The organism is Paraburkholderia sp. LEh10 (assembly GCF_017814945.1).
Lineage (GTDB): Bacteria > Pseudomonadota > Gammaproteobacteria > Burkholderiales > Burkholderiaceae > Paraburkholderia.
The window spans coordinates 1-23,102 of record NZ_JAGIPX010000097.1 but is presented as its reverse complement, the minus strand read 5'-3'; the positions used below and the strand labels follow the sequence as shown (position 1 = coordinate 23,102).

The 23,102-nt window shown below is 63.7% G+C and carries 22 protein-coding genes; 17 read left to right on the top strand and 5 right to left on the bottom strand.

Features of this window, described 5'->3' with window-relative positions; translation table 11 throughout:
* Positions 1–414: 414 nt before the first annotated feature.
* The 4 genes from J8I87_RS40045 to J8I87_RS40030 form a co-directional block, all read right to left on the bottom strand.
* Positions 415–2,025 carry a carbohydrate porin gene (locus tag J8I87_RS40045; RefSeq protein WP_209937967.1) on the bottom strand — a complete coding sequence of 537 codons (1,611 nt, stop codon included), beginning with the start codon at positions 2,023–2,025 and terminating at the stop codon, positions 415–417.
* Positions 2,026–2,124: 99 nt separating this feature from the next.
* Positions 2,125–2,931, bottom strand: a complete 807-nt coding sequence (locus J8I87_RS40040; protein ID WP_209937966.1) for an SDR family NAD(P)-dependent oxidoreductase — start codon at positions 2,929–2,931, stop codon at positions 2,125–2,127.
* A gap of 19 nt (positions 2,932–2,950) precedes the next feature.
* On the bottom strand, positions 2,951–4,183 hold the full coding sequence (locus J8I87_RS40035) for an MFS transporter (RefSeq protein ID WP_209937964.1): 1,233 nt from the start codon (positions 4,181–4,183) through the stop codon (positions 2,951–2,953).
* Positions 4,184–4,367: 184 nt separating this feature from the next.
* Entirely contained in the window at positions 4,368–5,300 is a 933-nt protein-coding gene (locus J8I87_RS40030; RefSeq protein ID WP_209937963.1) for a LysR family transcriptional regulator, read from the bottom strand.
* 150 nt (positions 5,301–5,450) lie between these two features.
* On the opposite strand from J8I87_RS40030, the gene J8I87_RS40025 reads away from it, so the two are divergent.
* The 17 genes from J8I87_RS40025 to J8I87_RS46145 all read left to right on the top strand — a co-directional run bounded on the left by J8I87_RS40025 (position 5,451) and on the right by J8I87_RS46145 (position 21,038).
* Positions 5,451–5,975 carry a VOC family protein gene (locus J8I87_RS40025; RefSeq protein WP_209937962.1) on the top strand — a complete coding sequence of 175 codons (525 nt, stop codon included), beginning with the start codon at positions 5,451–5,453 and terminating at the stop codon, positions 5,973–5,975.
* 54 nt (positions 5,976–6,029) lie between these two features.
* Positions 6,030–7,058 carry an SMP-30/gluconolactonase/LRE family protein gene (locus J8I87_RS40020; protein WP_209937961.1) on the top strand — a complete coding sequence of 343 codons (1,029 nt, stop codon included), beginning with the start codon at positions 6,030–6,032 and terminating at the stop codon, positions 7,056–7,058.
* On the top strand, positions 7,055–7,363 hold the full coding sequence (locus J8I87_RS40015; RefSeq protein ID WP_209937960.1) for an antibiotic biosynthesis monooxygenase family protein: 309 nt from the start codon (positions 7,055–7,057) through the stop codon (positions 7,361–7,363). Before J8I87_RS40020 ends, J8I87_RS40015 begins: the two co-directional genes overlap by 4 nt.
* 43 nt (positions 7,364–7,406) lie before the next feature.
* Positions 7,407–8,690: a histidinol dehydrogenase gene (gene hisD, locus J8I87_RS40010; RefSeq protein ID WP_209937959.1), complete on the top strand. Its 1,284-nt coding sequence runs from the start codon at positions 7,407–7,409 to the stop codon at positions 8,688–8,690.
* Position 8,691: 1 nt separating this feature from the next.
* Positions 8,692–9,474, top strand: coding sequence for an SDR family NAD(P)-dependent oxidoreductase (locus tag J8I87_RS40005; RefSeq protein WP_209937957.1), 783 nt, complete (start codon positions 8,692–8,694; stop codon positions 9,472–9,474).
* A 24-nt stretch (positions 9,475–9,498) separates the two neighbouring features.
* Positions 9,499–10,536: a fumarylacetoacetate hydrolase family protein gene (locus tag J8I87_RS40000; RefSeq protein WP_209937956.1), complete on the top strand. Its 1,038-nt coding sequence runs from the start codon at positions 9,499–9,501 to the stop codon at positions 10,534–10,536.
* A complete protein-coding gene (locus tag J8I87_RS39995; RefSeq protein ID WP_209937955.1) occupies positions 10,533–10,913 on the top strand; it encodes a hypothetical protein in 381 nt (126 codons plus the stop codon). The genes J8I87_RS40000 and J8I87_RS39995 overlap by 4 nt, the downstream gene beginning before the upstream one ends.
* Positions 10,910–11,854, top strand: a complete 945-nt coding sequence (locus J8I87_RS39990; RefSeq protein ID WP_209937954.1) for an NAD-dependent epimerase/dehydratase family protein — start codon at positions 10,910–10,912, stop codon at positions 11,852–11,854. Before J8I87_RS39995 ends, J8I87_RS39990 begins: the two co-directional genes overlap by 4 nt.
* Before the next feature lie 40 nt (positions 11,855–11,894).
* The gene (locus tag J8I87_RS39985; protein WP_209937953.1) at positions 11,895–12,827 is read left to right on the top strand and encodes a VOC family protein; all 933 of its coding nucleotides are present in this window, start codon (positions 11,895–11,897) and stop codon (positions 12,825–12,827) included.
* 15 nt (positions 12,828–12,842) lie between these two features.
* Positions 12,843–13,196: a Rieske (2Fe-2S) protein gene (locus J8I87_RS39980; RefSeq protein ID WP_209937951.1), complete on the top strand. Its 354-nt coding sequence runs from the start codon at positions 12,843–12,845 to the stop codon at positions 13,194–13,196.
* Positions 13,197–13,228: 32 nt separating this feature from the next.
* Positions 13,229–14,392: a S9 family peptidase gene (locus tag J8I87_RS39975; protein WP_209937950.1), complete on the top strand. Its 1,164-nt coding sequence runs from the start codon at positions 13,229–13,231 to the stop codon at positions 14,390–14,392.
* A gap of 37 nt (positions 14,393–14,429) precedes the next feature.
* Positions 14,430–15,563: an FAD-dependent oxidoreductase gene (locus J8I87_RS39970; protein WP_209937949.1), complete on the top strand. Its 1,134-nt coding sequence runs from the start codon at positions 14,430–14,432 to the stop codon at positions 15,561–15,563.
* Between the two features lie 48 nt (positions 15,564–15,611).
* The gene (locus tag J8I87_RS39965) at positions 15,612–16,364 is read left to right on the top strand and encodes an SDR family NAD(P)-dependent oxidoreductase (RefSeq protein ID WP_209937948.1); all 753 of its coding nucleotides are present in this window, start codon (positions 15,612–15,614) and stop codon (positions 16,362–16,364) included.
* A gap of 54 nt (positions 16,365–16,418) precedes the next feature.
* Positions 16,419–17,423, top strand: coding sequence for an ornithine cyclodeaminase family protein (locus tag J8I87_RS39960; RefSeq protein WP_209937947.1), 1,005 nt, complete (start codon positions 16,419–16,421; stop codon positions 17,421–17,423).
* A 16-nt stretch (positions 17,424–17,439) separates the two neighbouring features.
* The gene (locus J8I87_RS39955; protein WP_209937969.1) at positions 17,440–18,450 is read left to right on the top strand and encodes a dihydrodipicolinate synthase family protein; all 1,011 of its coding nucleotides are present in this window, start codon (positions 17,440–17,442) and stop codon (positions 18,448–18,450) included.
* An 11-nt stretch (positions 18,451–18,461) separates the two neighbouring features.
* On the top strand, positions 18,462–19,931 hold the full coding sequence (locus J8I87_RS39950) for an NAD-dependent succinate-semialdehyde dehydrogenase (protein WP_209937946.1): 1,470 nt from the start codon (positions 18,462–18,464) through the stop codon (positions 19,929–19,931).
* A gap of 114 nt (positions 19,932–20,045) precedes the next feature.
* Positions 20,046–21,038, top strand: a complete 993-nt coding sequence (locus J8I87_RS46145; protein ID WP_209937944.1) for a zinc-binding dehydrogenase — start codon at positions 20,046–20,048, stop codon at positions 21,036–21,038.
* Positions 21,039–21,393: 355 nt separating this feature from the next.
* Here the strand turns inward: J8I87_RS46145 and J8I87_RS39940 are convergent, their stop codons facing one another.
* Positions 21,394–22,857 carry a mechanosensitive ion channel family protein gene (locus tag J8I87_RS39940; protein ID WP_209937943.1) on the bottom strand — a complete coding sequence of 488 codons (1,464 nt, stop codon included), beginning with the start codon at positions 22,855–22,857 and terminating at the stop codon, positions 21,394–21,396.
* Positions 22,858–23,102 lie beyond the last annotated feature (245 nt).

Below are 23,102 nucleotides of genomic sequence, written 5' to 3'. Positions count from 1 at the left end.
GAATAGACCCACACCCGCCGGTCGAATCTCGCGAGTCCGAGCGTCTCTTAACCAAGTGCAACAGCCACTGGTCCGCGGTCCCCAGCGACCCGGCGTCGGCCGCGTACGTCAAACGATGCCACCCTTCCCGCATGCGCGAATCGGCAGTCCACCGGCTTCTTCCACCCAAGCCCCGGCGACGCAGAGTTAGACTCGCGAGGACAACGCGTCGAATCGGGCGAGCGACAATACGATCTTCGGGCGTTACACGGGCGGCCGGCGAACGGCAGTCGCGCGATGCGTATCGTGCGACCGCAGCGCAACGGGGCCTTGGCGAACAATGCGCAAATTCACGTCTTCTATGAAGGAATGCCGAAGTGATGAAATGGCTCGCTTTAGGCGCCGCAGTACGCGGCCCCTTTGATGCGTTCTTTTTCAGTGATCTGTCAGACCCAGCATCTTATCGAAGAAGATACTAGCAAGCACACCGGCGACGAAACCGTTCTTCGGCGTACCAGCATAAACGGGATTACCCCACGTGTTCGTATTCCACGTGCGCATCACATACGGGCTCAGGATGATGCTGCGGCCCACCGCGATATTGGCGTCGAGCTTTAGGCCGTATTGCGTCCGTCCGACCGTGTAGCCGGTGCCGCCCGCCGCGAGGTTCTGCTCTTTCAGGTATTCCTGCTCATGCGGCGTCAGCGTGGCCCAAAGGAAGCTTAGCGAGTAGCTGTCGTGCGGCCGACTGCGGAACGGCGCTTCGAGGATCAGGCCAGTGGCGCCCGTCATACCGAGGCCCGTGCTCGCGTGCGCATCGAAGCTGACGGTCGACGTCGCGTACACGGACAGCGCAGTCGGACTGCTCACGCCGGCCTTACCGCCATCTGGGCGATACACCACCTGCCGCCCGCCGAAATATAACCCCGACGTGCCCTTGTGCGTGCTCTGTGTGAGCGGGTCGGTCTGCGTTCGCGTGCTGTAGTAGAGCATCAGCTCATAGCTTTTCGGAAAGGGATCAGCCTCATACGTCGTCCGATACACGGCATTCGCGAGCCACGTGTTGCTGTCGGAGGCGCTGTCCGTCCACTCCCAGCCGTTCGTGAAAGGGAACGCCGGATTCGAGCGCCACACGCCTGCCTGCACCGACCATTCAGGCGTCAGGCTGTAGCGCACGCGTCCGCCCCAGTTCGCGTAGATCGGTGGATTCATGCCCGCGCTGTCCTGCAGGATCACGCTCTGACAGCCGAAACCCTGATTGCACACCGGAGCCCCGAAATACAGCCCCGGATTGCTCTTGCCAAGTTCGACGTCGAGCCTGTCGTGAAACGCCTTCTGTTCCCACGTGAAGAGCGTCAGATGCGAGACCTTCGGCACGTACGGGCCAGGCTGACCAGCCAGCACGTCCCCGACCTGCGTGCCCCAGCCGAGGTTATGCGTGAACGGCACGAACAGCTGCTGGAAGTGAATCGTTGCGCCGTTGAAGCCCGCGATCTTCTGCAGGTCGAAATCGCCGCCAATCGAAACGAAGGTCAACGCCTCATGATTACCCGTCTGCTGCCCGACGCTCGGATTGGTCAGGTACATCTGCACGAGATTCAAGACGGGCGTGAAGCCCCAGTCATTTATCTTTTGTCCGATCGACGACAAGGGCCCCTGGCGCGGACCTTCCGCCGGTTCCGGCGTCGCGTTGCCGACGTGCGATACACCGAGTTCGTCTGTGGACGGGATGCCCTGATGAACCGTCGGGCGATCCGTGGACGCCTGCCTGAGGGTGTCTCCTGCCTGCGCGAGTGTCTGGGAAGCCGGCGCGCTCTTTGCGTCGCTAGACGCCGCTTTCTGCGTCCCTGCTGCGCCAGCTTGCACTGTGGACGACGCAGCGGCCTGAGCATCGGCATGCCGCGTCGACTCGCTGACGGCGCTCGCATCGTTCGGTGTCTGTGCGAACGCCGTTCCGCTCGCGAGCATCACGGCAATCGCAATCGCCGACAGACGCAGCGCACGAGGATGCCGAAAACCAAATACTCCAAACCTGTTCGTTGACATGAAGTGTCTCCTGTTTGTTTTTTGAAGGCAAAGCGGTGCCCGCCGCGCCTCTGGCGGGCGCGGTTCGTACGAGAAAGGGATCAGTTGAGTAGCGGCGCGCTACCAGGCGGTAGCGCCACCGTCTATCGGAAAGTCGGCGGCTGTGACCCAGCTCGACTCGTCAGAGGCGAGGAACAGCGCGCACCAGGCGATGTCTTCCGGCTGCCCTGTTCGCTTGATCATCGCTTTCGCGAGCGCCCGTTCGAGAAACTCCGGCTGGGCTTCCATGTGTGCGCGCGTGGCGGATGTTTCGACCAGCGCCGGCGAAATGCTGTTGACGCGTATGCCGTGCGGCGCACCTTCCATCGCAAGCTGGCGCGTCATCGCGAGCACGCCGCCCTTGCCTGCGCAATGCGCGATGGCGGGCGAACCTTCGAGCGCGACGGCCGCGTTGGCCGACGCCAGGTTGATCACCGACCCGCCGCCTCGCGCGATCAGCACGGGCCACGCGGCCTGACACAGCAGAAAGACGATGTCGAGTTCGCCCGTCAAGGTCCGGCGCCACTGCGTCTGGTAGTCCATCTGCTGCAGCCACGCGAACGCGCCGAACGCTGCCGCATTGACGAGGATGTCGAAGCCGCCGTGCCGCGCAGCGGCGAACTCGACGAGGCTCGCCGCGCCCTTCGGATCGGTCAGATCGCAGGGATGCAGGCTATCGATCTCGAAGCCGTTGGAACGTGCCGCGTCGACAGTGCGCGCGGCCGACTCCGCATCGATATCGCAGCGGACCACCCGGGCGCCCTGCGCGGCGAATATCAGCGCGCACGCCCGGCCGATGCCGCTGCCGATGCCCGTGACCACGGCCACCTTACCGCGCAGCCGTTCGCCCCGCGCAACGGGCAGAGCGGGTTTGAAGACTGGTTTCATGTCGTCGTCCCGCTATCGCTCAGCTGAGCTTGAGGCGTTGCGCACTGACGAGCGCAGCGGCGAACCCGAGCGCGGCGAGAAGGAGCAGTGCCACACCCCATCCTTGCACGACGGCGAAGCGCGAGCCCCAGAGCACCACCATCGGCATCACGATCAGCGGACTGCAGAAGTAGCCCACGAATTGCGCGGCGGTGAAGGCGCCCGTGCCGAAACCACGGCGCGAGAATGGCAGCGAACGCAGGCCCCAGCTGACGAGCGCGGGCAGCATCACACCGCAGCCGACGCCGTTGATCGCGCCGCCCAGCGTGAGCGTCGCAAAGTCATGCGCACTGCCCATGCACACGAAACCCGCGCCGCAGATCGCCGTGCCCAGCGCAAACTGCCGCGACACCGGGAGGCGGCTGGCAATAAACCAGCCGAACGCGAGCGTGCCGGCGATGATCCCGACGCTGTTCACCGCGTAGGCGAGGCCGATCTGGCTGGTCGATTGCACGCCGAGTTGAACCACGAGGAACGACAGATGAACGGGCACGACCATGAACACCATCCCGACGCCGAATGCGGCCACGCAAATGAGCGTGAGCAGCCAGGGGCTGAACGCGGGTTCGTCGACGGCGGCGCGACCATCGGCCCAAGGTGCGCCCGCATCGCGGCGCGTATCCCGGATGAAGACCTGAACCAGCGGCGCGAGCAGCAGCGGCAGCGCATACGCAGCGAACGGCGCGCGCCAGCCGTGCGCGCCGAGCGCGCCGCCCAGCAGGTTGAAGACGAACGCAGATGTCGACGCGACGGTCACCTGCAACGACGCATAGCGGTCGCGCTGCGTTCCGCTGAAATAATCGCCGATGAACGACGTGCTGACCGTCATCGCCGCCGCCTCAGCGAGGCCGACGAGCGCACGGCTCGCGAGTATCGCGTGAATTGAGTCGAGATAGAGCGGCGCGGTGCCCGCCACGGCATACGCCACGAGCGAGAGAACCAGCACGCGCTTGCGGCCGATCCTGTCGCTGATCGCGCCTATCACCATCGCGAGCACGCCCACGACCAGCATCGGCATCGTGACGACGACGGGCACCAGCGTTTCAATGCCGGGCACGTCCGAGAAATGCCGCTGCATCGCGGGCAGGACCGGACCGATCACCGTCGGCGCGAGCGTGCCGCAAATGACCGTGCTGAGCAGGATAAGCGCGTGAAAGAAGGTTGCTTCGCGGGTAGCGGGCGCGATGCGGCGCACTTCCGTCTGGACATGCATGGGGTCGTCTCCGTTTGTGAAGGTCTCTGATTGACCGTTCTGGCAGCGGCTACCGGCAGATTCCGGGCAACGCTTGCCGTTTTGTGTGAGACGAATCATTCCCGCAGACACCATACGACACAATCAGATTGCGTCGACACGACCATTTGACTGCGTCGAACGAACGCGAATCCGCGCTACAGGATCAGACGAATACCGTCGTGCCCGCGTCCGCGTACATCTGCGCCTGCTCCTGCAACACCCGGCGCATCCAGATATGCGCGGGATCGCTGGTATTGATCGCATGCCACTGCATCATTTCGACGAGGGGTGGCAGGTTCATCGGCAGCGGCAAAATCCGTAAGGGAAGGTAATGCGCATAGATTCTCGCGAGCCGCGTCATGACCGTTGCGATGCGCGTCGTGCCGATCACCAGTTGCGGCAGCGTGTTGAAATTGGTCGTCGTGACTTCGACCGTGCGCGACATGCCCAGATTAGCCATCACGAGACCTTCGAAGCTGACGCTGCGACTGTCGCCGAAGGTCGCCGCGACGTGTCCCATCTCCTTGTACTGCTCGATGCTCAGCGTATCGCCCACCAGCGGATTGCCCTTCCAGACCACACAGCTAAAGCTCTCTTCGAACAGCGCCTGCGAAGGGTGCGCCGGATTCACTGAAATGCTGGGGTAGATCACGAGGTCGACTTCGCCGCGGTCGAGCTGTTCGGGCACGTCGTCGGCCATGTTGGCGATATGCAGCGTGATGCCGGGCGCCTCGCGCTGCAGTCGCTGCACGACATTGGTCAGGAGCACCGTAGTCAGATAGTCCGACGCGCGGATCACGAAGTTGCGGCGGGCCTGCGCGGGATCGAATTCGAGCCGCGCAACGACCGTCGACTGCACGTTCAGCAGGATCTCGCGCACCGGCTGCGCAAGGCTCCTGCCGAGCGGCGTCAGTTCCATGCGCCGGCCTACCTGCATCAGCAGCGGATCGCCGAAATACTCGCGCAGGCGCCCCAGCGCGCTGCTCGTCGCCGATGCGCCGATATGCAGGCGTTCGCTCGCTCGTGTGACGCTGCGCGTGTCGAGCAACGCGTCGAGCGCAACGAGCAAATTCATGTCGAAGTGACCCAGTCTCATGGGGCGGCACTATCCGGCAATCATCCGATGTCATCAATGCGTGTTTCCACTAGGAATTGATGGTCTCGACAGGTGAACGTCTCTACAGTACGAGCAAGCCAACGACATGACGCGCCTCGCAACGCGCCAGACAAGCAGGAGACATTCACCATGACGACAGCGCCGCTGAAGTTGCCCGAGGACGCGCCGCATGTCGACGAAGACCGCACAGCCCATCGGTCCGCGACCTCGAACCATCCGCTCCACCCGCTCCCGCCTGTGCTCCGTCCGCATCATTTCGGCGTCAGCGTGCCCGATCTCGATGCTGCGATCGACTGGTATGGGCGCATGCTCGGCTTCGCGCTCGAATCGCAGATGACGATCGACACGATTCCGGCGCGCATCGCTTTCCTGCGCCGCGACGGCTTTCGCATCGAACTCTTCGAAGGGCCCGGCGCCGCGCCGCTGCCCGACGAGCGCCGCATGCCGAACCGCGATCTGCGCACGCACGGCAACAAGCACATGTGCTTCGAAGTGCCCGACGTACGTGGCGCCGTCGCCGCACTGCGCGCACAAGGCGCCGACGTCGCGTTCGAACTGGTCGTCGACGGCAATCCGACGGCATTTGTGCATGACGTGTGCGGCAACCCGATCGAACTGCTCCAGCCGCTCGCCGTCGACAAACCCGCCGCGTAACGCGCGGCAAGCCCGCGACGGCGGTCCACTCTTCAACCCACAACGCGTTTTCCGATGACGACTTCGTTCAATCCCTTGCGCGGATGGCAAGTGAACCGCGACGACATTCAGATGGTCGGCCGCGACCTGCTGCGCCCCGAATGCATTCTCGCCGAGCGCGACGGCACACTCTGGACAGCCGATGCGCGCGGCGGCGTGATGCGCATTGCACCCGACGGCACGCAGACGCTAATCGCACAGCAACCCGACGAGGCCCACGCGCCCACTTCCGGCGACGCGCAGCAACTCGTGCTCGGCGGCACGCTGCCCAACGGACTCGCATTCGATCGCGAAGGCAACATCGTGATCGCGAACTTCGGCACCGACGCGATCGAACTGATGACGCGCGATGGCGCGTCGCGCACGCTGTACGACAGCATCGACGGCGCGCCGCTCGGCAAGACCAATTTTGTGCTGACAGATTCGAAGGGCCGCATCTGGTTCACGGTCATGACGCGCCAAGTGCCGTGGACGCGCTCGATCAACGAAAAGACCGCGGACGGCTATGTTGGCCTGATCGACGAACACGGCATTCGCATCGTCGCGGAAGGTTTTGTCGGCACCAATGAAATCCGGTTCGATGCGAACGAGGAGTGGCTGTACGTAGTCGAGACGAACGCGCGCCGCATCTCGCGGCTGCGCGTTGCCGGCGACGGCTCGCTCAGCGACCGTGAGATTTACGGCCCGCACGATCTGGGCGGCTTTCCCGACGGCTTCGCATTCGATGCGCACGGCAATCTGTGGATCACGCTGATCCTCACCGAAAAGCTGATCGCGCTCACGCCGGAAGGCGAAGTGTGGACGCTGCTCGACGACGGCAAGCGGGAAGCGCTCGCGTGCTACGAGGAACACTACCGGCACGGCACGACCACGCCCGAACTGATGGGCGCGTGCCGCGGCACGCTCGCGCCGATGATGGCCAGCATCACGTTCGGCGGCGCCGATCTGCGCACCGTCTATATCGGCAGTCTTGGCGGCACGACACTCCCGAGCTTTCGCTCACCCATCGCCGGACTCCCACTGCCGCACTGGAGCACGCGATGATTCTCGAAATCGCGAACTTCCGCATCGAGCCCGGCGGCAACGCGGGCTTCGAGGCCGCATTCGCCACCGCACAAGCGTTGCTCGCCGCCACGCCTGGCTACATCGATCACGCACTCCAGCGCTGTATCGAAGACGCCGGCGAGTACCGGCTGCTCGTCCACTGGAATACAGTGGACGATCACATGCAGGGCTTTCGCCAATCGCAGCGCTTCCCACAGTGGCGCGCTCTGCTGCAACCGTTCTGTGCAGCAACGCCGAGCGCGCTGCATTTCGAGCGCGTGATCGCAAACCACGCGACGAGCTAGCCGTACGAACCCCATTCTTCTTCCGACCCATTGGATAAGCGACATGATCGAACACATCAAGACGGGCCAGAGCGCCCAGGTGAAAGCGGACAATAACGCGCAGGTACGTGCAACGGTCGAGAAAATCATCGCCGATATCGAGGCGCGCGGCGAAGCAGCCGTCCGCGAATATTCGGAGCGCTTCGACAAATGGAATCCGGCCACTTTCCGTCTATCCGCGGAAGAGATCCAGGCGTGCATCGATTCGCTGAGCCCGCAGGCCATCGAAGACATTAAGTTCGCGCAGGCACAGATCCGCCGCTTCGCGCAGATCCAATTGATGTCGCTGCGCGATGTCGAAGTCGAAACCTTGCCGGGCGTCGTGCTCGGCCACCGCAATCTCCCGGTCAATTCGGTCGGCTGCTATATTCCGGGCGGCAAGTATCCGCTGCTTGCGTCGGCACACATGAGTGTTCTGACCGCGAAGGTCGCGGGCGTGAAGCGCGTGATCGCATGCGCGCCACCGTTCGACGGTAAGCCGTCGCCCGAAATCATCGCCGCGATGGCGCTCGCGGGCGCCGACGAAATCTATGTGATGGGCGGCGTGCAAGGCGTCGCGGCAATGGCGCTCGGCACCGAACATATCGCGCCCGTCGATATGATCGTCGGCCCCGGCAATGCGTTTGTCGCCGAAGCCAAGCGGCAACTGTATGGCCGCGTCGGCATCGACCTGTTCGCCGGTCCGACTGAAACGCTCGTGATCTGCGACGACACCGTCGACGCCGAACTCGTCGCCGTCGATCTGCTCGGCCAGGCCGAACACGGTCCAACGTCACCCGCTTACTGCATCACGACCAGCAAGAAGATCGCCGACGAACTGCCCGCCGCAATCGAAACGGTGCTCGCGCGCCTCGACACGGCGCCCGTCGCGAGCGTCGCGTGGCGCGATTATGGCGAGATCATCCTGTGCGAAACCGACAAAGAAATGCTGCAGGAAGCAGAGCGCCTGTGCTCCGAACACGTGCAGGTGATGACGCGCGACCCTGACTGGTTCCTGCAACGGATGACCAACTACGGCGCGCTGTTCCTCGGCCATCGCACGAACGTCTCGTACGGCGACAAGGTGATCGGCACCAACCACACGCTGCCGACGATGGGCGCGGGCCGCTACACGGGCGGCCTGTGGGTCGGCAAGTTCATCAAGACGCACAGCTATCAGCGCATCCTGACCGACGAGGCATCGGTGCACATCGGCGAAGTCTGTTCGCGGCTGTGCGCGCTCGAGCACTTCTCGGGCCACAAGGAACAGGCCGATATCCGCGTGCGGCGTCTCGGCAAGCGGGACTGACATGACGGCGCCACTCACTGCGCCCATCACAGCGCACGGCGCACGCCCTGTTGCCGTCGTCACCGGTGCAACAGGCGGCCTTGGCGAGCAGATTTGCCGCACGCTCGCGCAGGCCGGTTTCGCCATCGTCGCCGGCTATCGCAGTTCCGCGGATGCGGCGCAGACGCTCGTCGAACAGTTGCCGGGCGACGGACACAGTGCGCTCGCCGCGCCCGTGACCGACAGCGGTGCACTCATGCATCTCGCCGACTCCGTTGCAACCCGATACGCGCGCTGCGATGTGCTTATCAACTGCGCAGGCACCACGCGCTTCGTCGCGCATGAAGACCTCGACGCTGTGGACGATGTGCTGATCGACGACGTACTGGCGACCAACGTGCGCGGCCCGTTCGCGATGGTGCGCGCGCTGCGTCCGCTGCTCGCCCGCAGCGCACTGAAAGGCGGCGGCGTGGTGGTTAACATCTCGTCGATCGCCGCGCAAACGGCGATGGGCAGCAACGTAATCTATTGCGCGTCTAAGGCCGCGCTCGACAATCTTACGAAATCGCTCGCGCGCGCACTCGCGCCGTCGATCCGCGTGGTGTCGGTATCGCCCGGACTCGTCGACACTGAATTCGTCAAGTCGATGGATAGCGCGTGGCACGACGAACAGGCGAGCCGCACGCCGCTCGGCCGCCTCGCGCAGCCCGGGGAAATTGCGCGCGCGGTGCTGGCCGCCGTGCGGGAGCTGCATTTCACTACCGGATGCGTGCTGCCTGTCGACGGCGGCCGTCCGCTCAAGTAATGCACAACGAAGGAGACACGCACTATGAAACTCGCGTCGCTCAAAAGGGGTGTTCCCGATGGAACGCTGATCGTCGTGTCGCGCGACTTGCGTCGCGCGGTCGACGCCACATTCATCGCGCCGACCCTGCGTGCCGCACTGGACGACTGGACGCACTCGCAGCCAGCGCTGCAAGCGCTCTACGATGCACTGAACGCCGATGCCGCGCCTGATGCTTTCGATTTCGATCCGCACGCCTGCACCGCGCCACTGCCGCGCACGCATCAGTTCGTCGACGCATCCGCATTCTTGAATCACGGCCGGATCATGACGCAGGCGTATCACCCGGAAAAGAAGACGGACGCCTCGGTGCCGATCTTGATCCAGCGCCAGGCCGACGACTTTGCCGGTCCGCACGACGATTACCCGTTTCCCGACGAAGCTGACAACTGCGACTTTGAAGGTGAAATCGGCGTGGTAACCGGCGACGTGCCGATGGGCACGCCTGCAGAAGACGCGCTGAAGCACGTGCGCCTGCTTGTGCTCTTCAACGACGTGAGCATGCGCAAGCATCTGTTCCGCGAACTCGGCATGGGATTCGGCTTCGTGCTCGCGAAGCCCGCGACGGCGTTCGCGCCAGTCGCGGTCACGCCTGACGAACTCGGCGACGCCTGGCAGAACGGCCGTGTGCATCTCCACCTGCACGTGCATCGCAACGGCGAGCCGTTCGGCCGTCCGAACGGCCGGGAGATGAGTTTCGGCTTCAGCGAATTGCTCGCGTACATCGCCTACAACCGCAACCTGCGCGCGGGCATGATCCTCGGTTCGGGCACGTTCTCCAACGTCGATTACCGGACGACAGGCTCGGCGTGTCTCGCCGAGCAACGCGCGATCGAGGCAATCGAAAAGGGCGAATCGTCAACGCCGTGGCTGCGCTTCGGCGAGCGGCTTCGCTTCGAGATGTTCGGCCACGACGGCCAGTCGGTGTTTGGTGCAATCGATCACCGCTTCGTACAGGCGGATCACGCAAGTCAGGCAGCTCAGGCAGCTGACGCGCAAGCACGGGCAGGCGCACACGCATGAGCCAGAGTTACGACATTGTCGCGATGGGCGCGGCCCGCGCGACGGCGATCCGCATGTTCGAGCAACTCGGCATGGATTTCAGCAGCGTCGCGAAAGGCGCGCGCCAGGACAGCGGCGTGCCCGCCACGGCGAAGGCGTTGAACCAGCCCACGAAGGAAGGCATGGTGCTGCGCGGCCCCGCCGACGAAGAGCTGATACATGCCGAGTCGCTGCAACGCGTGGGCAACGAACGCGTCATCAAGGGAAAGAGCTTCGGCACGATGCCGATGGAAGCGCGGCTCGACGCGGCATCCGCACGCGCTGGCCTGAAGATGCTTGGCGCATCGCGTCTCGCGTTCCTGGCGTCGTTGCCGTTCCGCACGGGAGGTGCGCGATGACTCACGTCGTCGTTACAGGAGCGAAAGGTTTCGTCGGCCGTGCGCTGGTCGAACGTCTGCTCGCCGATGGACTCGGCGGTCGGCGCGTCGCGAAGCTCACGCTGCTTGACATCGCCTTCGACGCGCCGCACGACGATGCGCGCGTCATGCAACTCAAGGGCAGCATCGCCGATGCGGAGTTGCGAGGGCGTGCCTACGCATCGCCCGTAGATGCCGTGTTCCATCTCGCGAGCTTTCCCGGCGGCGCCGCCGAAAAGAACTACGCACTCGGCCGCTCGATCAACCTCGAAGCAACGATCGGCCTGCTCGACGATCTGCGCGGCCAAGCGCACGCGCCGCGTTTCGTGTTCGCAAGCACGGTCGCCGTGTATGGCGAGCAACTGCCCGCGACCGTCGACGAGCACACGTTGCCCGCGCCTGCGCTGAGCTACGGCGCGCACAAGTTGATCGGCGAAACGCTGGTCGCCGATGCGACGCGCCTGCGATGGGTGCAAGGTTGCTCGCTGCGGCTGCCGGGCGTCGTTGCGCGTCCAGGCGACGGCGCGGGCCTGATGTCCGCGTTCATGAGCCAGCTGTTCTGGAAACTGGCTGCCGGCGAGCCGCTCACGGTGCCCGTTTCGGCCGGAGGCTTCGCGTGGTGGATCTCCGTCGGCGCATGCGTCGACAACCTGCTGCATGCCGCCACCGTCGATACCGAACGCTTCAACGCGCGTCGCACGTATCAGATGCCCGTGCTGCGGCTCACCATCGCCGAGGTCGTCGATGCCCTGGCCGCGCGCTTCGGCGCGGACCGCAAGGCGCTCGTCGCCTATGCACCCGATCCGTTCATCGAGCGGCTCTTCGCAGCCTATCCGCCGCTGCTGACACCCGAAGCCGAAGAACTCGGGTTGCGCTCCGACGGCACCGTCGATCAACTCATCACGCGCGCGATGGCCGGCTGACCGCCCCGCCGACGCTCACACGACGCAAAGGAACCAGCACATGAATATCGTAGGACTCGAATATCTCGTCTTCGGTATCGACGACATGGCGGGCGCTCGCCAGTATCTGCTCGACTACGGGCTCGACGAAGCCGAATACGATCCCGTCAAAGGTGGTGTGTTCAAGGCGCTCGACGGCACTGGCCTCGTTATGCGCGCCGCCGATGATCCACAGCTTCCACCGCTGCCGCCCAAAGCCATGACGCCGAGCCTGCGCGAGACCGTCTACGGCGTCGACAGCGCCGATACGCTCGCAACAATTCGCGCGCATCTCGAAGCGGAACGCGAGGTGCGCGTGGATGCCGGCGGCACGGTGCATTGCATTGACGATGCAGGCTTCGGCGTCGCCTTCATGGTGACCCAGCGGCACGGGTACAAAGCGCGCTATCTCGGCTTCAACGTGCCGGGCCAGTTGCCCGGACGCGCGCCGAACGATTGCGCGGCGAATCCCGATGAAGAGATCAAGCCGCGCACGCTGTCGCATGTCGTGTACTTCGTCGAGGACGTGAAGAAGGCAGAAGCGTTCTATGCGCGCCTGGGTTTCATTGTCACGGATCGCTTCAATCATCTCGGTCCGTTCATGCGTCCGTCCGGCACGCAGGATCATCACACGCTTTTCATGATCGAGAGCCAGAACGATCACATGATCGGCTGCAATCACTTCACGTTCCATCTCGGCTCCGCGGCAGAAGTGCTGCAGCACGGCTGGAACTTCGTGAAGAAGGGCTACCAGAGCTTCTGGGGACCGGGCCGTCACTTTCTCGGCAGCAACTTCTTCTGGTACTTCAACAGCCCGTTCGGCGCGACCATCGAGTTCGACGCCGACATGGACCAGCACGACGCGAACTGGGTGCCGCGTGCATGCGACCCGGGCTCCGACAACTCGCAGATCTTCCTGTTCGACGCCCGCAACAAATGGGCGCCCGGCGAGTGACAAGAGGAAACGGCGATGAACACCGACCGTCTGCTGTGCGCGCTCGATGATCTGCCGGACGGCGGCTCGCGCGGCATGCTTCGCGAAGGGCTAGACGACCGGTTGTGCGTCGTGCGCCAGGGAGACGAGGTGTTCGTCTGGCTCAACGACTGCCCGCACGAGCACCGGCCGATGGAATACAGGCAGGACCGTTTTCTGTCGGGCGACGGGCGCCACATCGTCTGCTACGCGCATTCGGCGCATTTCGACATCCGGACAGGGCAGTGCTTCGCCGGGCCGTGCACCGGCCAGCGCCTGAAGAAAGTGCCCGCGCGCGTTGAAAACGGCAAGGTGTGGATTCCCGCCGAACTGCCCTCGATCTTCGACTGATCAACGAACCGAACAACAAACCGATACTCACCATGTTCCAGTACTTCCCCACCAACTATGTCTGGAGCCTCTCGACGATGATCGCCCTCACGCATGGCGGCAACGTCGGAGAGGTCGATGCGATGTGCGCGCCGTTGCGCGAAGCTGCGCTCGCGGGCGACGACCCCGGTACGCTTGCGTTCTACGAAGCCTGGAAAGCAGGCGCCGACAAGCTCGCCGCGCTCGCTGAAGAAGACTTCGCGCGCGGCCACAAGCTCTCAGCAGGCGAGAAGTTCGGTCGCGCGGGTCTCTATTACGGCATCGCCGAGCGGATGCAGGCGCATGGCTTCGAAGCCCGTCTCGCGATCTATCGCCGCTCGCTCGAACTGTTCGATCTCGGTCGCACGTTCGGCCGCGAAAATTGCGTGCGCGTCGAGATTCCCTATCGCGATACGCATCTGTCCGCGCTGTACGTGCGCGCCGAAGGTTTGCAGCAAGGCGAGCGAGCGCCCGTCGTCGTCGTGATGAACGGTCTCGATTCGACGAAAGAGATGCTGCAGAAAAGTGTGTTGGGCACGATGTTCGCGCGGCGCGGCGTGTCGGCACTGTTCGTCGATCAGCCGGGCACGGGCGAGGCGCTGCGTCTGTCGAACCTGCCCGCCGTGCACGATACCGAGTTGTGGGCCGCGCCCATCGTCGACTGGCTCGAACAGCATTCCGAAGTCGACCCGAAGCGGATCGGCGCGCTCGGCGTGTCGCTCGGGGGTTACTACTGCCCGCGCGCGGTCGCATTCGAACCGCGCTTCGCGTGCGGCGCGGTGTGGGGCGCGAACCACGACTGGCGTGAGGTGCAGCAGGCGCGTCTGAAGCGCGAAGGCGAGAACCCAGTGCCGCACTACTGGGAACACGTGCGATGGGTGTTCGGCGCGAAGGACATGGACGACTTCTTTGAGAAAGCGTCGCGCATGCATCTGAACGGCGTGCTCGATCGCATCCGTGTGCCGTTCCTCGTTACGCACGGCGAAAACGACCGGCAAATCCCGCTCAAATATTCGCACGCGACCTTCGAGCAACTCGTCAACAGCCCGAAGAAGGACCTGTTCGTCTTCACCGCGCGCGAAGGCGGCGTCGAACACAGCTCGCTCGACAACCCGATGAACGCGGGCAACCAGATCGCGGACTGGCTAGCCGAGCAGCTTGGCGGGACGCTCGCGTGAGAATCGGCGCGACTACATAACGACATCGAGAGACACTATGGCATTGGTCAACAAGGTTTTGATCATCGGCGGCGGCATCGGCGGAATGAGCGCCGCGATCCTGCTGAGCAGGCAAGGTATCGCCGTCGATATCGTCGAGGTCAATCCGCAATGGGCGCCTGACGGCGCCGGCATCACGATCAGCGGTCCCACGCTGCGCGGCCTGCGCGAAGTCGGCGTGATTGATGAAGTCTTGCGTTTGGGCGGATCGTGGCGCGCCGTCGACATCTGCGACATGAACGGCAATGTGAACGCGACCGTGCCCATCGCGTCCGCTGTCGGCGCGGACGATCTGCCAGGCGCAGCGGGCATCATGCGCACTACCCTCGCGGACATCATGGGCAAGGCCACGCGCGATGCGGGCGCACGGGTGCGTCTCGGCGTGAGCTTCGAAACGCTCGCGCAGGACGGCAACGGCGTCGACGTGCTGTTCACGGATGGCAGCCGAAGCCACTACGATCTCGTGATCGGTGCGGACGGCGTCAATTCAGCAGTACGCAAGCACCTGATGCCGGACTTCGCCGGTCCGAAGTTCACGGGCCAGGGATCATGGCGCGCAATCGTGCCGCGCCTGCGCGAGAACTCGACGATTTACATGGGCCAAACCACGAAGGCCGGGATGAATCCGATCAGCGAGACCGAGTGCTACCTGTTCGTGCTCGACAAGCGCGAGGACATGGACTTCATCGCGCCCGCGCAATGGCCGCGAATGCTGGCCGGTCTGCTGGAAGAATTTGGCGGCGCGGTCGGTGAGTTCCGCGATGGCCTGCTCGACCGCTCGCTGACGGATCACCGGCTGCTGTATCGTCCGCTCGCGGGGCATATGATCGACGGTCCGTGGCACAAAGGCCGCATCGTGTTGCTTGGCGACGCGGTGCACGCCACCACGCCGCATCTCGCGTCCGGAGCGGGGATCGCCGTCGAAGGCGCGCTCGTGCTCGCGGAAGAACTCGGCCGCCGCCATTCGCTGGAAGGCGCGCTGATCGCGTATGCGGGCCGTCATTACGATCGCGCGAGACTCGTCGTAACGACATCCGCTCGCATGGGTGAAATCGAACGCGAAGGCGGCTCGCGCGAAGAGCATACGCAACTGATGATCGTGGCCCAGCAGGCGTTGCGTCAGCCGATTTGAACACGACATGCTCGAGCGTGGAACGACGCCATAGCAGGAGACATTGATATGCCCCATTCCACTTCATTCAACGAACGCGTGGCCGTCGTCACGGGCGCCGCGGGCGGCCTTGGCGAGGCGTTCGCGTTGCGTCTCGCGGCAAGCGGTCACGAACTGGTACTCACCGACCGCGTACCCTGCGATGCGCTCGCCGCGCGCATCGCCGCAAAGGGCGGCCGGGCGACGGCGCTCGCGTGCGATCTCGCGGAACCTGCCGCGGTCGAGGGCTTCGCGGCACACGTGCTGGAGCGCGTTGGCCGCGTCGACGTGCTCGTCAACAACGCCGCTTTCATGCCAATGGCCCCGCTGGCTTCGATCACCGCTGTATTGTGGCGGCAGATCATGACCGTCAACGTCGACGCGCCGTTCCTGCTCGCGAGAGCGCTTTCGCCCAGCATGATCCGGCAGCGCTGGGGGCGCATCGTCAACCTCGCATCAAGCTCGGTCTGGGGACCGCCGCCGGGAATGACGGCCTATGCCAGCAGCAAGATGGCCGTAATCGGACTGACACGCGCACTCGCCTCGGAGCTCGGCGCACATGGCATCACCGTCAACGCCATTTCACCCGGCCTCACCCGCCACGCGGGCAGTGCCGCCAACATGCCACCGGCGCAGTTCGAAGCCGTGCGGTCGCGGCAGTTCATTCCGCGCACGGAGACGCCCGACGATCTAACAGGCGCCCTCGCCTTTCTGGTCTCCGACGCCGCGGCATTCATCACCGGTCAGGTGATCAATGTCGACGGTGGCGGCTTCGGGTTCTAGCCCCGCGCCGACCTCTGTAACTCACTCCACGCCACGTACACAGGAACTCACCCAATGGTCCAGGCCATCCATCCGCCCGTATTTGTCTCCGGCGCCGCAGCCCGGGAAGTCTTCAAATGGGAAGACGCCATCCGTGCCATCCAGAAAACCTACAGCCTGCCAATCACGCCGGCAGCCACACCGCCGCGCACGATCGCCCGTGCGGACGGAACGTGGTTACGTACGCTACCGGCCATCCCGCCCGGGAGCCGCTATTACGGCGCAAAACTCATGGGTATGGCCACCCATTCACCGACCTCCGGCGTCGAATATGTCGTAGTGCTCTACGACCATGAAACCAGCCGTATCGCAGCATTCGTCGACGCCAACCAAATCACGGGATTCCGGACCGCGGCAACCTCGGCAGCCGCACTCGACCGTCTCGCCCCGCGACGCCCGGCCCGCCTGGCCGTGCTCGGCAGCGGACTGGAAGCTGCCATGCATACGCGCGCATTCGCCGCCATTCGCGAGTTCACGGACGTGACCGTATTCAGCCCGTCGCCCGAGCGCCGCCAGGCGTTTGCCCAGGCGCTCACGCAGGACCTCGGTGTGCCGGCGAAGACGGCCGCAAGCGCGCAGGAAGCGGTCGATGGTGCCGACGTGGTGCTGGGGGCGGCCCGCTCGCGCGACGAGCAGCCGATCCTTTACGGCAACTGGCTGAAGTCCGGAAGCATCGTGATGTCGATCGGCTCGACCGTTCCGGAGCAGCGCGAGATCGACATCTCGGTCGTGGAGCGCAGCGATCTCATAGTCGGCGACATGCTCGAAGAAGTTCTCGAGCAGACCGGCGACATGATCGCCGCCAGCCACGCCGGCATCCAGTTCCATTACAAAGCCATCAGCCTGGCCGACCTGATGAGTGGTACGCACGACGAACGGGTCAAGGCGTCGGCGGCCCCGTTGTTCAAGTCGGTCGGTGGCGGCCTTCAAGATGTCGTCGTGGCCGAACTGATTCTGACCAGGGCGCTCGAGGCGGGACTCGCCACACCGCTGCCGGTCGCCTTTGAAACCAAGTGCTGAAACAAGGAGAGTTTTTATGGCCAGGTACCATCGTAACGAGGCCCGTGAATGGGCACGCGAACATCTCGTAGGCGTTGCGAACGTCGTCATCCCGACGATGACATCGGATTTCAGGCGGCTCAACGAAAAGGCGATCCGCCATGACGTGGAAACCACAATCGGTCATGGCTTCGCCGGCGCACTCGCGTGCTCGGAAGTCGCGATTACGCCCGACGAATACGAGCAGTTCACACGGATCATGGCTGAGCAGGCCAACGGCCGTATCATCGTTGTCCATCAGGCCGTCTTCAACACCCTCGAAGACAACATCGAAGCCGTGAAGCGTGCGGAAGCCGCCGGCGCCGAACTGGTCCTGCTGGGCTACCCCCCGTTCTTCTATCCGAAGTCATACGAAGAGGTTTACAACTACACCCGCGCGCTGTGCGACGCGACGAACCTCGCCGTCATGATCTTCCCGCTACCGAGCTGGGGCTTCTCCCGACTGCATCCGTCCGATCTGCCGCTGCCGCTGCTGCGCAGGCTCGTAGACGACTGCCCGAACGTCGTCGCAATCAAGGCGGAGGGCGGGATGCCACACATCATGGCCGCCATCGAGGTACACCGCGCGTTTCACAAGGAAGTCGTGATCTCGATGCCGATCGAATGGGAATACATCCCGCTGGCCCAGATCATCCCGGTGCAGTTCTGCGGGACGAACTTCTCGGCCTATTACGGCCCGGTGCTGCCGAAGATCTTCAATCTCATCCAGGCGGGCAAATACGACGAAGCGACTGAGTGGTTCTACAGGCTCGATCCCGCCCGGAAAGTCTTCAACAGCGTGCCGCAGGCTTCCAACGGGCTGATCAACCGGGTCATGTGGAAATACGAGGCCTGGCTGCAGGGCTATAACGGCGGCCCGCTGCGCCACCCGACCGCGCGCATTTACTCGCGCGACATGACTGCCCTGCGACGCGGGCAGGAAGCCGCCGGGCTGAATCCGACGAGCGATCCTGACGAGGCCTTCTTCATTGGGCGTCATCCGGAATGAGGACGAACATCATGAGTGAACCGGTTCTGCTTCCCCTGAAAGATCCCGGCCTGCTGCGCCAGGCGATGCTCATCAATGGCGAATGGGTTCAGGCCGACAACGGGCAGACGCTGGATGTCCGCAATCCCGCCACCGGCGAGCTGGTGGCGCGCGTGCCCAACGGCGGCGCGGTGGAGACGCGACGCGCGATCGTCGTGGCGGAGGTGGCCATGCGCCAGTGGCGCGCGACGCTCCCGAAGCATCGCTCCGAAATACTGCGCGCTCTCTACAACCTCATGCTCGAACACATCGACGACCTCGCGCTCATCATGACGGCCGAGCAGGGCAAGCCGCTCGCCGAGGCGCGCGGAGAAATCCTCTATGCGGCCGGCTTCATCGAATGGTTTGCAGAGGAGGCGAAACGCGTGTACGGCGACATCATCCCGTCCAATGCGCAGGGTCGCCGGATTCTCGTCCAGAAGGCCCCAATCGGCGTATTCGCCGCCATCACTCCGTGGAACTTTCCGTCGGCGATGATCACGCGCAAGGCGGGCCCCGGCTGGGCCGCCGGCTGTGCCGGCGTAATCAAGCCTGCCAGCCAAACCCCTCTGTCAGCACTCGCCCTCGGTGTGCTGGCCGAACGCGCGGGCCTGCCCCCTGGCGTCTGCAACATCGTGACCGGCTCGGCCCGCGCCGTTGGTACGGAGCTCACCTCGAGCGAAACCGTGCGTAAGCTGTCCTTCACGGGTTCGACCGAGGTGGGCGCCCATTTGCTCGCACAATGCGCGCCGACGATCAAGAAGACCAGCATGGAACTGGGCGGCAATGCGCCATTCATCGTTTTCGACGATGCGGATGTCGAAGCCGCAGTCAAGGGAGCCATCGCCGCCAAGTATCGCAACACCGGGCAGGCCTGCATCGCGGCCAACCGCCTGATCGTACAATCCGGGATCTACGACGCGTTCGCGCGACGTCTCGCGGACGAAACCGCCCGGCTCAAGGTCGGCAACGGACTCGACGAAGGTGTCGTGCAGGGGCCGCTCATCAATGAGGAAGCCGTTCTCAAGGTCGAACAGCACATCGCCGACGCGGTTTCGCATGGGGCGAAGATCGCCACGGGTGGCAAGCGCCATGCGCTCGGCGGCTCCTTCTTCGAGCCGACCGTCCTCACCGACGTCTCGCGTGACGCGCAGATATTCAGTGACGAGACCTTCGGGCCGGTCGCGCCGCTGTTCCGGTTCGAGACGGAGCAGGAAGCCATCGCGTTGGCCAACGACACACCGTTCGGCCTTGCGAGCTACGTTTACAGCCGCGACATCGGCCGGATCTTCCGCGTGACGGAGGGTCTCGAGTTCGGCATGGTGGGGGTCAACGAAGGGCTGATCTCTACGGAGGTCGCGCCGTTCGGCGGCGTGAAGGCGTCGGGGCTGGGCCGGGAAGGGTCCCGGTATGGCATCGATGAATATATCGAGATCAAGTACATCGCATTGGGCGGCATCTGATAACGGGACAACCTCACGCATCTTTCATCGGGCGCAGAGGCCCCGGGGCGGGTCCACAAGACGGTCCGCCCCAGGGCAACGCTCATCTACGTAGCAGTTTCAGGAAAACAAGAGGTGAAAACCAGGTCCATTGTCTGGACAGCCCCGTGTACGGTCGAGCTGCGGGACATCGAAGTCGGGCAGCCCGGCCCCGGCGAAGTGCTCATTGAAAACGTCATCAGCACTGTGAGCCCAGGGACTGAGGCGGAATGGCTTTCCAGTGACGAATCCCACCGGGTTCTCGGGACAACCTTCCCGTTCGTACCCGGCTACTCGCGGGCCGGCTATGTGGCAGCCGTGGGACCCGGCGTGGCCGGACTGCATCCCGGCGACAGGGTTGTTGCCGGGTTCGACAACCTCGGACGCCCGATTGGAGCACACGCCGCGCATTCGCTCGTGCGCGCCTCGGATATCGACGTCATCCCGGGTAACGTCTCGTTCGAGCAGGCCGCCCTGTTCATCCTCGGCCAGACTGCGGCGATGATGGTAAAGCTGGCTGGTGCCGGCCTATCCGATTCGATCGGGATCGTCGGACAAGGCCCGATCGGCAATCTGGCGGTCCAGTTCGCCCGCGCCGCAGGGGCGTCGCCCATTGTCGCGCTGGATCTCGTCGAATCCCGCCGGGAGTCGGCGATCCTCGCGGGCGCGACCGAAACGCTCGACCCAACCGACGAAATTCGCCTCGGCGCGTTCATCGAGCGCACGGGCGGTCTCTCGAAAGTAATCGATCTGTCCGGCAATCCTGCCGGAACGAATATGGCGTTGCATCTTGCCGGGCCACGCGCCACCGTAGTTTTGTCGACGGGCTATGGCGGATCCATGACTCTGGACTATGGCGCAATCTTCTCCAAGGGGCTCCATGTCATTGGCGGCTTCGTGAATGCCATTCCGGATCTGGCTCGCCAGAGCACCCGGACCTATCTCCGCCTCGTCGGCGAAGGAAATGTCCAGACGGAATATCTGCTAGATGCACCCTTCTCCCCGGAAGCTGCACCAGACGTCTATCGCCGCGTTCTTGCGCGTGACCGGCAGCTTCAAGCCCCGCTCTTCCGTTGGCGCGAAAACTAGATCGGGCTGCTCCCGCCATCCATTGCACTTCTTTACCGAATGCGCGCGTCCTGTCGACTTCCCGCTCCGGAAGAAACGGGAACATCTGATCCTTCCGGTTTGTGATCACAGAGACGGCAACTTCCGGTTCGATCGCATTGACGAAACTCAGATTGGGATCGTTTAACGCTTCATTCTGCGAGCTACGATCGCTATCCATGGGCATGTCTCCAGAGCCGGCTTCGGTAAGTCAGCTCACACTACTGAAATCCCGCGAGACATGCCCCTATCAGTGCGCATTCGCAATGCCGTGCGAATCCGGAAGATGTTGCGGGGGACGTCGAACGCGTGTGCGATTCTTCATCTCCGCAAACGGCTAGAAGGTCAAGTCGTGAAGCCGGCGCACGCCGTCGAGTAGCCATTGAAAGAACGAGTTCTCGGATTGCATTGCAGGCGGAGGCGCGCCGATCTTGTCAAGCATGCGTTGACGACGCGACAGCAACTGACACATCGCCTTTGCGACGTCGGGATTCTTCTTCAGGATCGGTGTCAGGTCGTCTTTCTTCAGCGTATAGAGAACAGACTTCGTGAGCGTCGTGATTTTCACGCGAGCGGGTAGTCCAGCGAGCAGACCACCCTCTCCTACTGCCTCACCTGGACCTAGCCGCGCCATCTCGACTTGCACACTCCCCTCTTTGGCAACGGCACAAAGCACACCGGAATCGATGATGGTCAGACTGTCGGGCACCGCTTCCGGTGTGATCAGCACTTCGCCCGCTTCGCAATCACGACGTGAAAGACGCGGAGCAAGCTGCGCGAGGTCGTCCGGGGTCAGCACCGCGAACATGTCGACGCGCTGCAACAGCCTCACCCGTTCGTCGTCCCGTCCGGGCAGCGCGCTTCTCGTATAGGGGACACCTAGCGACCTGAGCTCGACGCCCGCCGCCGCGAGGTGCCGATGACACAGATCGTAGAGTTCGTTCGAAACAGCGCGCTTTTGGCTCATGTCATCGACGTAGGCAGTTGCTTCGTATTGGAACGACTCCGTGCCGACTGTCTTCACTTGCGCATACGGTGCTGGATCGGTGAGCACGGCGCGCACGCTTTTCAAAGCATCGTCGAGGGCCTGCAACACGACTTTCGGACGCGCCTCGGGCGCAATCTCGAGGATGACACTCACGCCGTGAAGCGTGGTCGGCCGGCTGCTGTTGATGATCTTCGTCTTCGCGGCGACGGCGTTCGGCACGATCACAACGGCACCTTGCGAGGTCAGCAGATGCGTGGCGCGCCAGTTCATTTCCAGGACCTGACCTTCGACACCATCGATGCTCACCCAATTGCCCACTTCGTGTGGCTCGGTAGTGTTGATGACGATGCCTGCGAACACATCGCTGAGCGTGCTTTGGATCGCCAGACCGAGTACGAGTGCAAGCGCACCGGAAGTGGCAACGAGTCCGCGTATGGGCAGTTCGAGTACGAAACCGAGCGACGCGACGATCGCGGCAAGAAATGCAAGCGCGCCGAACACGTCCTCGAATAGCCGCTGACGACGCCACGGCTTGGGAAGCAGCAGCGTGTCCAGCATTTTGCTGAACAAACGCGCGCCTGTTAGCCACCAGGTGATCTCGAGCAGCTGGCCCAGCATGTGCAGCGCCCACGAATCGGCATAGGGCGCCTGCGAGAACGGACTCAGGTTCGAAGCGAACAGAAGCGCACTGAAGGCTGCATAGATACAGAGTCGCACGGTCAGTCTCGCAACTTCGTTGCGAGGGATCACGCAACACCACACGAGGACGTCGAGCGCGACTAGCAGAAAGCCAAAGAGCAAGGGATTGTTCACGCCAGCTCCAGATTAAGGCGGGAGAAACCAGTGAGCGCACGACGGAGTCTGATAAGGCGGTCAGTATCCGATGAGAATCGTGATTGAATCCCGGCGGCTGTGTATTTGTCCGTGCGTGTTGGTAAATCGGGTGAATTCGCGAGAGGCGGCGCGCGGCTGTGAAGCATTCACGCCGCGATAACTGCCCCGTTATCACGGCAATCAGGCGCACGACGACGTGTCATCGGACCGGTGTCGACCTATTT

Excerpts from the sequence above, each read along its gene's own strand:
- J8I87_RS40025 (WP_209937962.1), top strand. The coding sequence starts at position 5,451 with ATGACGACAGCGCCGCTGAAGTTGCCCGAGGACGCGCCGCATGTCGAC.
- J8I87_RS40000 (WP_209937956.1), top strand. The coding sequence starts at position 9,499 with ATGAAACTCGCGTCGCTCAAAAGGGGTGTTCCCGATGGAACGCTGATC.
- J8I87_RS40015 (WP_209937960.1), top strand. The coding sequence starts at position 7,055 with ATGATTCTCGAAATCGCGAACTTCCGCATCGAGCCCGGCGGCAACGCG.
- J8I87_RS40020 (WP_209937961.1), top strand. The coding sequence starts at position 6,030 with ATGACGACTTCGTTCAATCCCTTGCGCGGATGGCAAGTGAACCGCGAC.
- hisD (WP_209937959.1), top strand. The coding sequence starts at position 7,407 with ATGATCGAACACATCAAGACGGGCCAGAGCGCCCAGGTGAAAGCGGAC.
- J8I87_RS39985 (WP_209937953.1), top strand. The coding sequence starts at position 11,895 with ATGAATATCGTAGGACTCGAATATCTCGTCTTCGGTATCGACGACATG.
- J8I87_RS40005 (WP_209937957.1), top strand. The coding sequence starts at position 8,692 with ATGACGGCGCCACTCACTGCGCCCATCACAGCGCACGGCGCACGCCCT.
- J8I87_RS39965 (WP_209937948.1), top strand. The coding sequence starts at position 15,612 with ATGCCCCATTCCACTTCATTCAACGAACGCGTGGCCGTCGTCACGGGC.
- J8I87_RS39960 (WP_209937947.1), top strand. The coding sequence starts at position 16,419 with ATGGTCCAGGCCATCCATCCGCCCGTATTTGTCTCCGGCGCCGCAGCC.
- J8I87_RS39990 (WP_209937954.1), top strand. The coding sequence starts at position 10,910 with ATGACTCACGTCGTCGTTACAGGAGCGAAAGGTTTCGTCGGCCGTGCG.
- J8I87_RS40030 (WP_209937963.1), bottom strand. The coding sequence starts at position 5,300 with ATGAGACTGGGTCACTTCGACATGAATTTGCTCGTTGCGCTCGACGCG.
- J8I87_RS39955 (WP_209937969.1), top strand. The coding sequence starts at position 17,440 with ATGGCCAGGTACCATCGTAACGAGGCCCGTGAATGGGCACGCGAACAT.
- J8I87_RS39995 (WP_209937955.1), top strand. The coding sequence starts at position 10,533 with ATGAGCCAGAGTTACGACATTGTCGCGATGGGCGCGGCCCGCGCGACG.
- J8I87_RS39950 (WP_209937946.1), top strand. The coding sequence starts at position 18,462 with ATGAGTGAACCGGTTCTGCTTCCCCTGAAAGATCCCGGCCTGCTGCGC.
- J8I87_RS39975 (WP_209937950.1), top strand. The coding sequence starts at position 13,229 with ATGTTCCAGTACTTCCCCACCAACTATGTCTGGAGCCTCTCGACGATG.
- J8I87_RS40035 (WP_209937964.1), bottom strand. The coding sequence starts at position 4,183 with ATGCATGTCCAGACGGAAGTGCGCCGCATCGCGCCCGCTACCCGCGAA.
- J8I87_RS39980 (WP_209937951.1), top strand. The coding sequence starts at position 12,843 with ATGAACACCGACCGTCTGCTGTGCGCGCTCGATGATCTGCCGGACGGC.
- J8I87_RS39970 (WP_209937949.1), top strand. The coding sequence starts at position 14,430 with ATGGCATTGGTCAACAAGGTTTTGATCATCGGCGGCGGCATCGGCGGA.
- J8I87_RS40045 (WP_209937967.1), bottom strand. The coding sequence starts at position 2,025 with ATGTCAACGAACAGGTTTGGAGTATTTGGTTTTCGGCATCCTCGTGCG.
- J8I87_RS40040 (WP_209937966.1), bottom strand. The coding sequence starts at position 2,931 with ATGAAACCAGTCTTCAAACCCGCTCTGCCCGTTGCGCGGGGCGAACGG.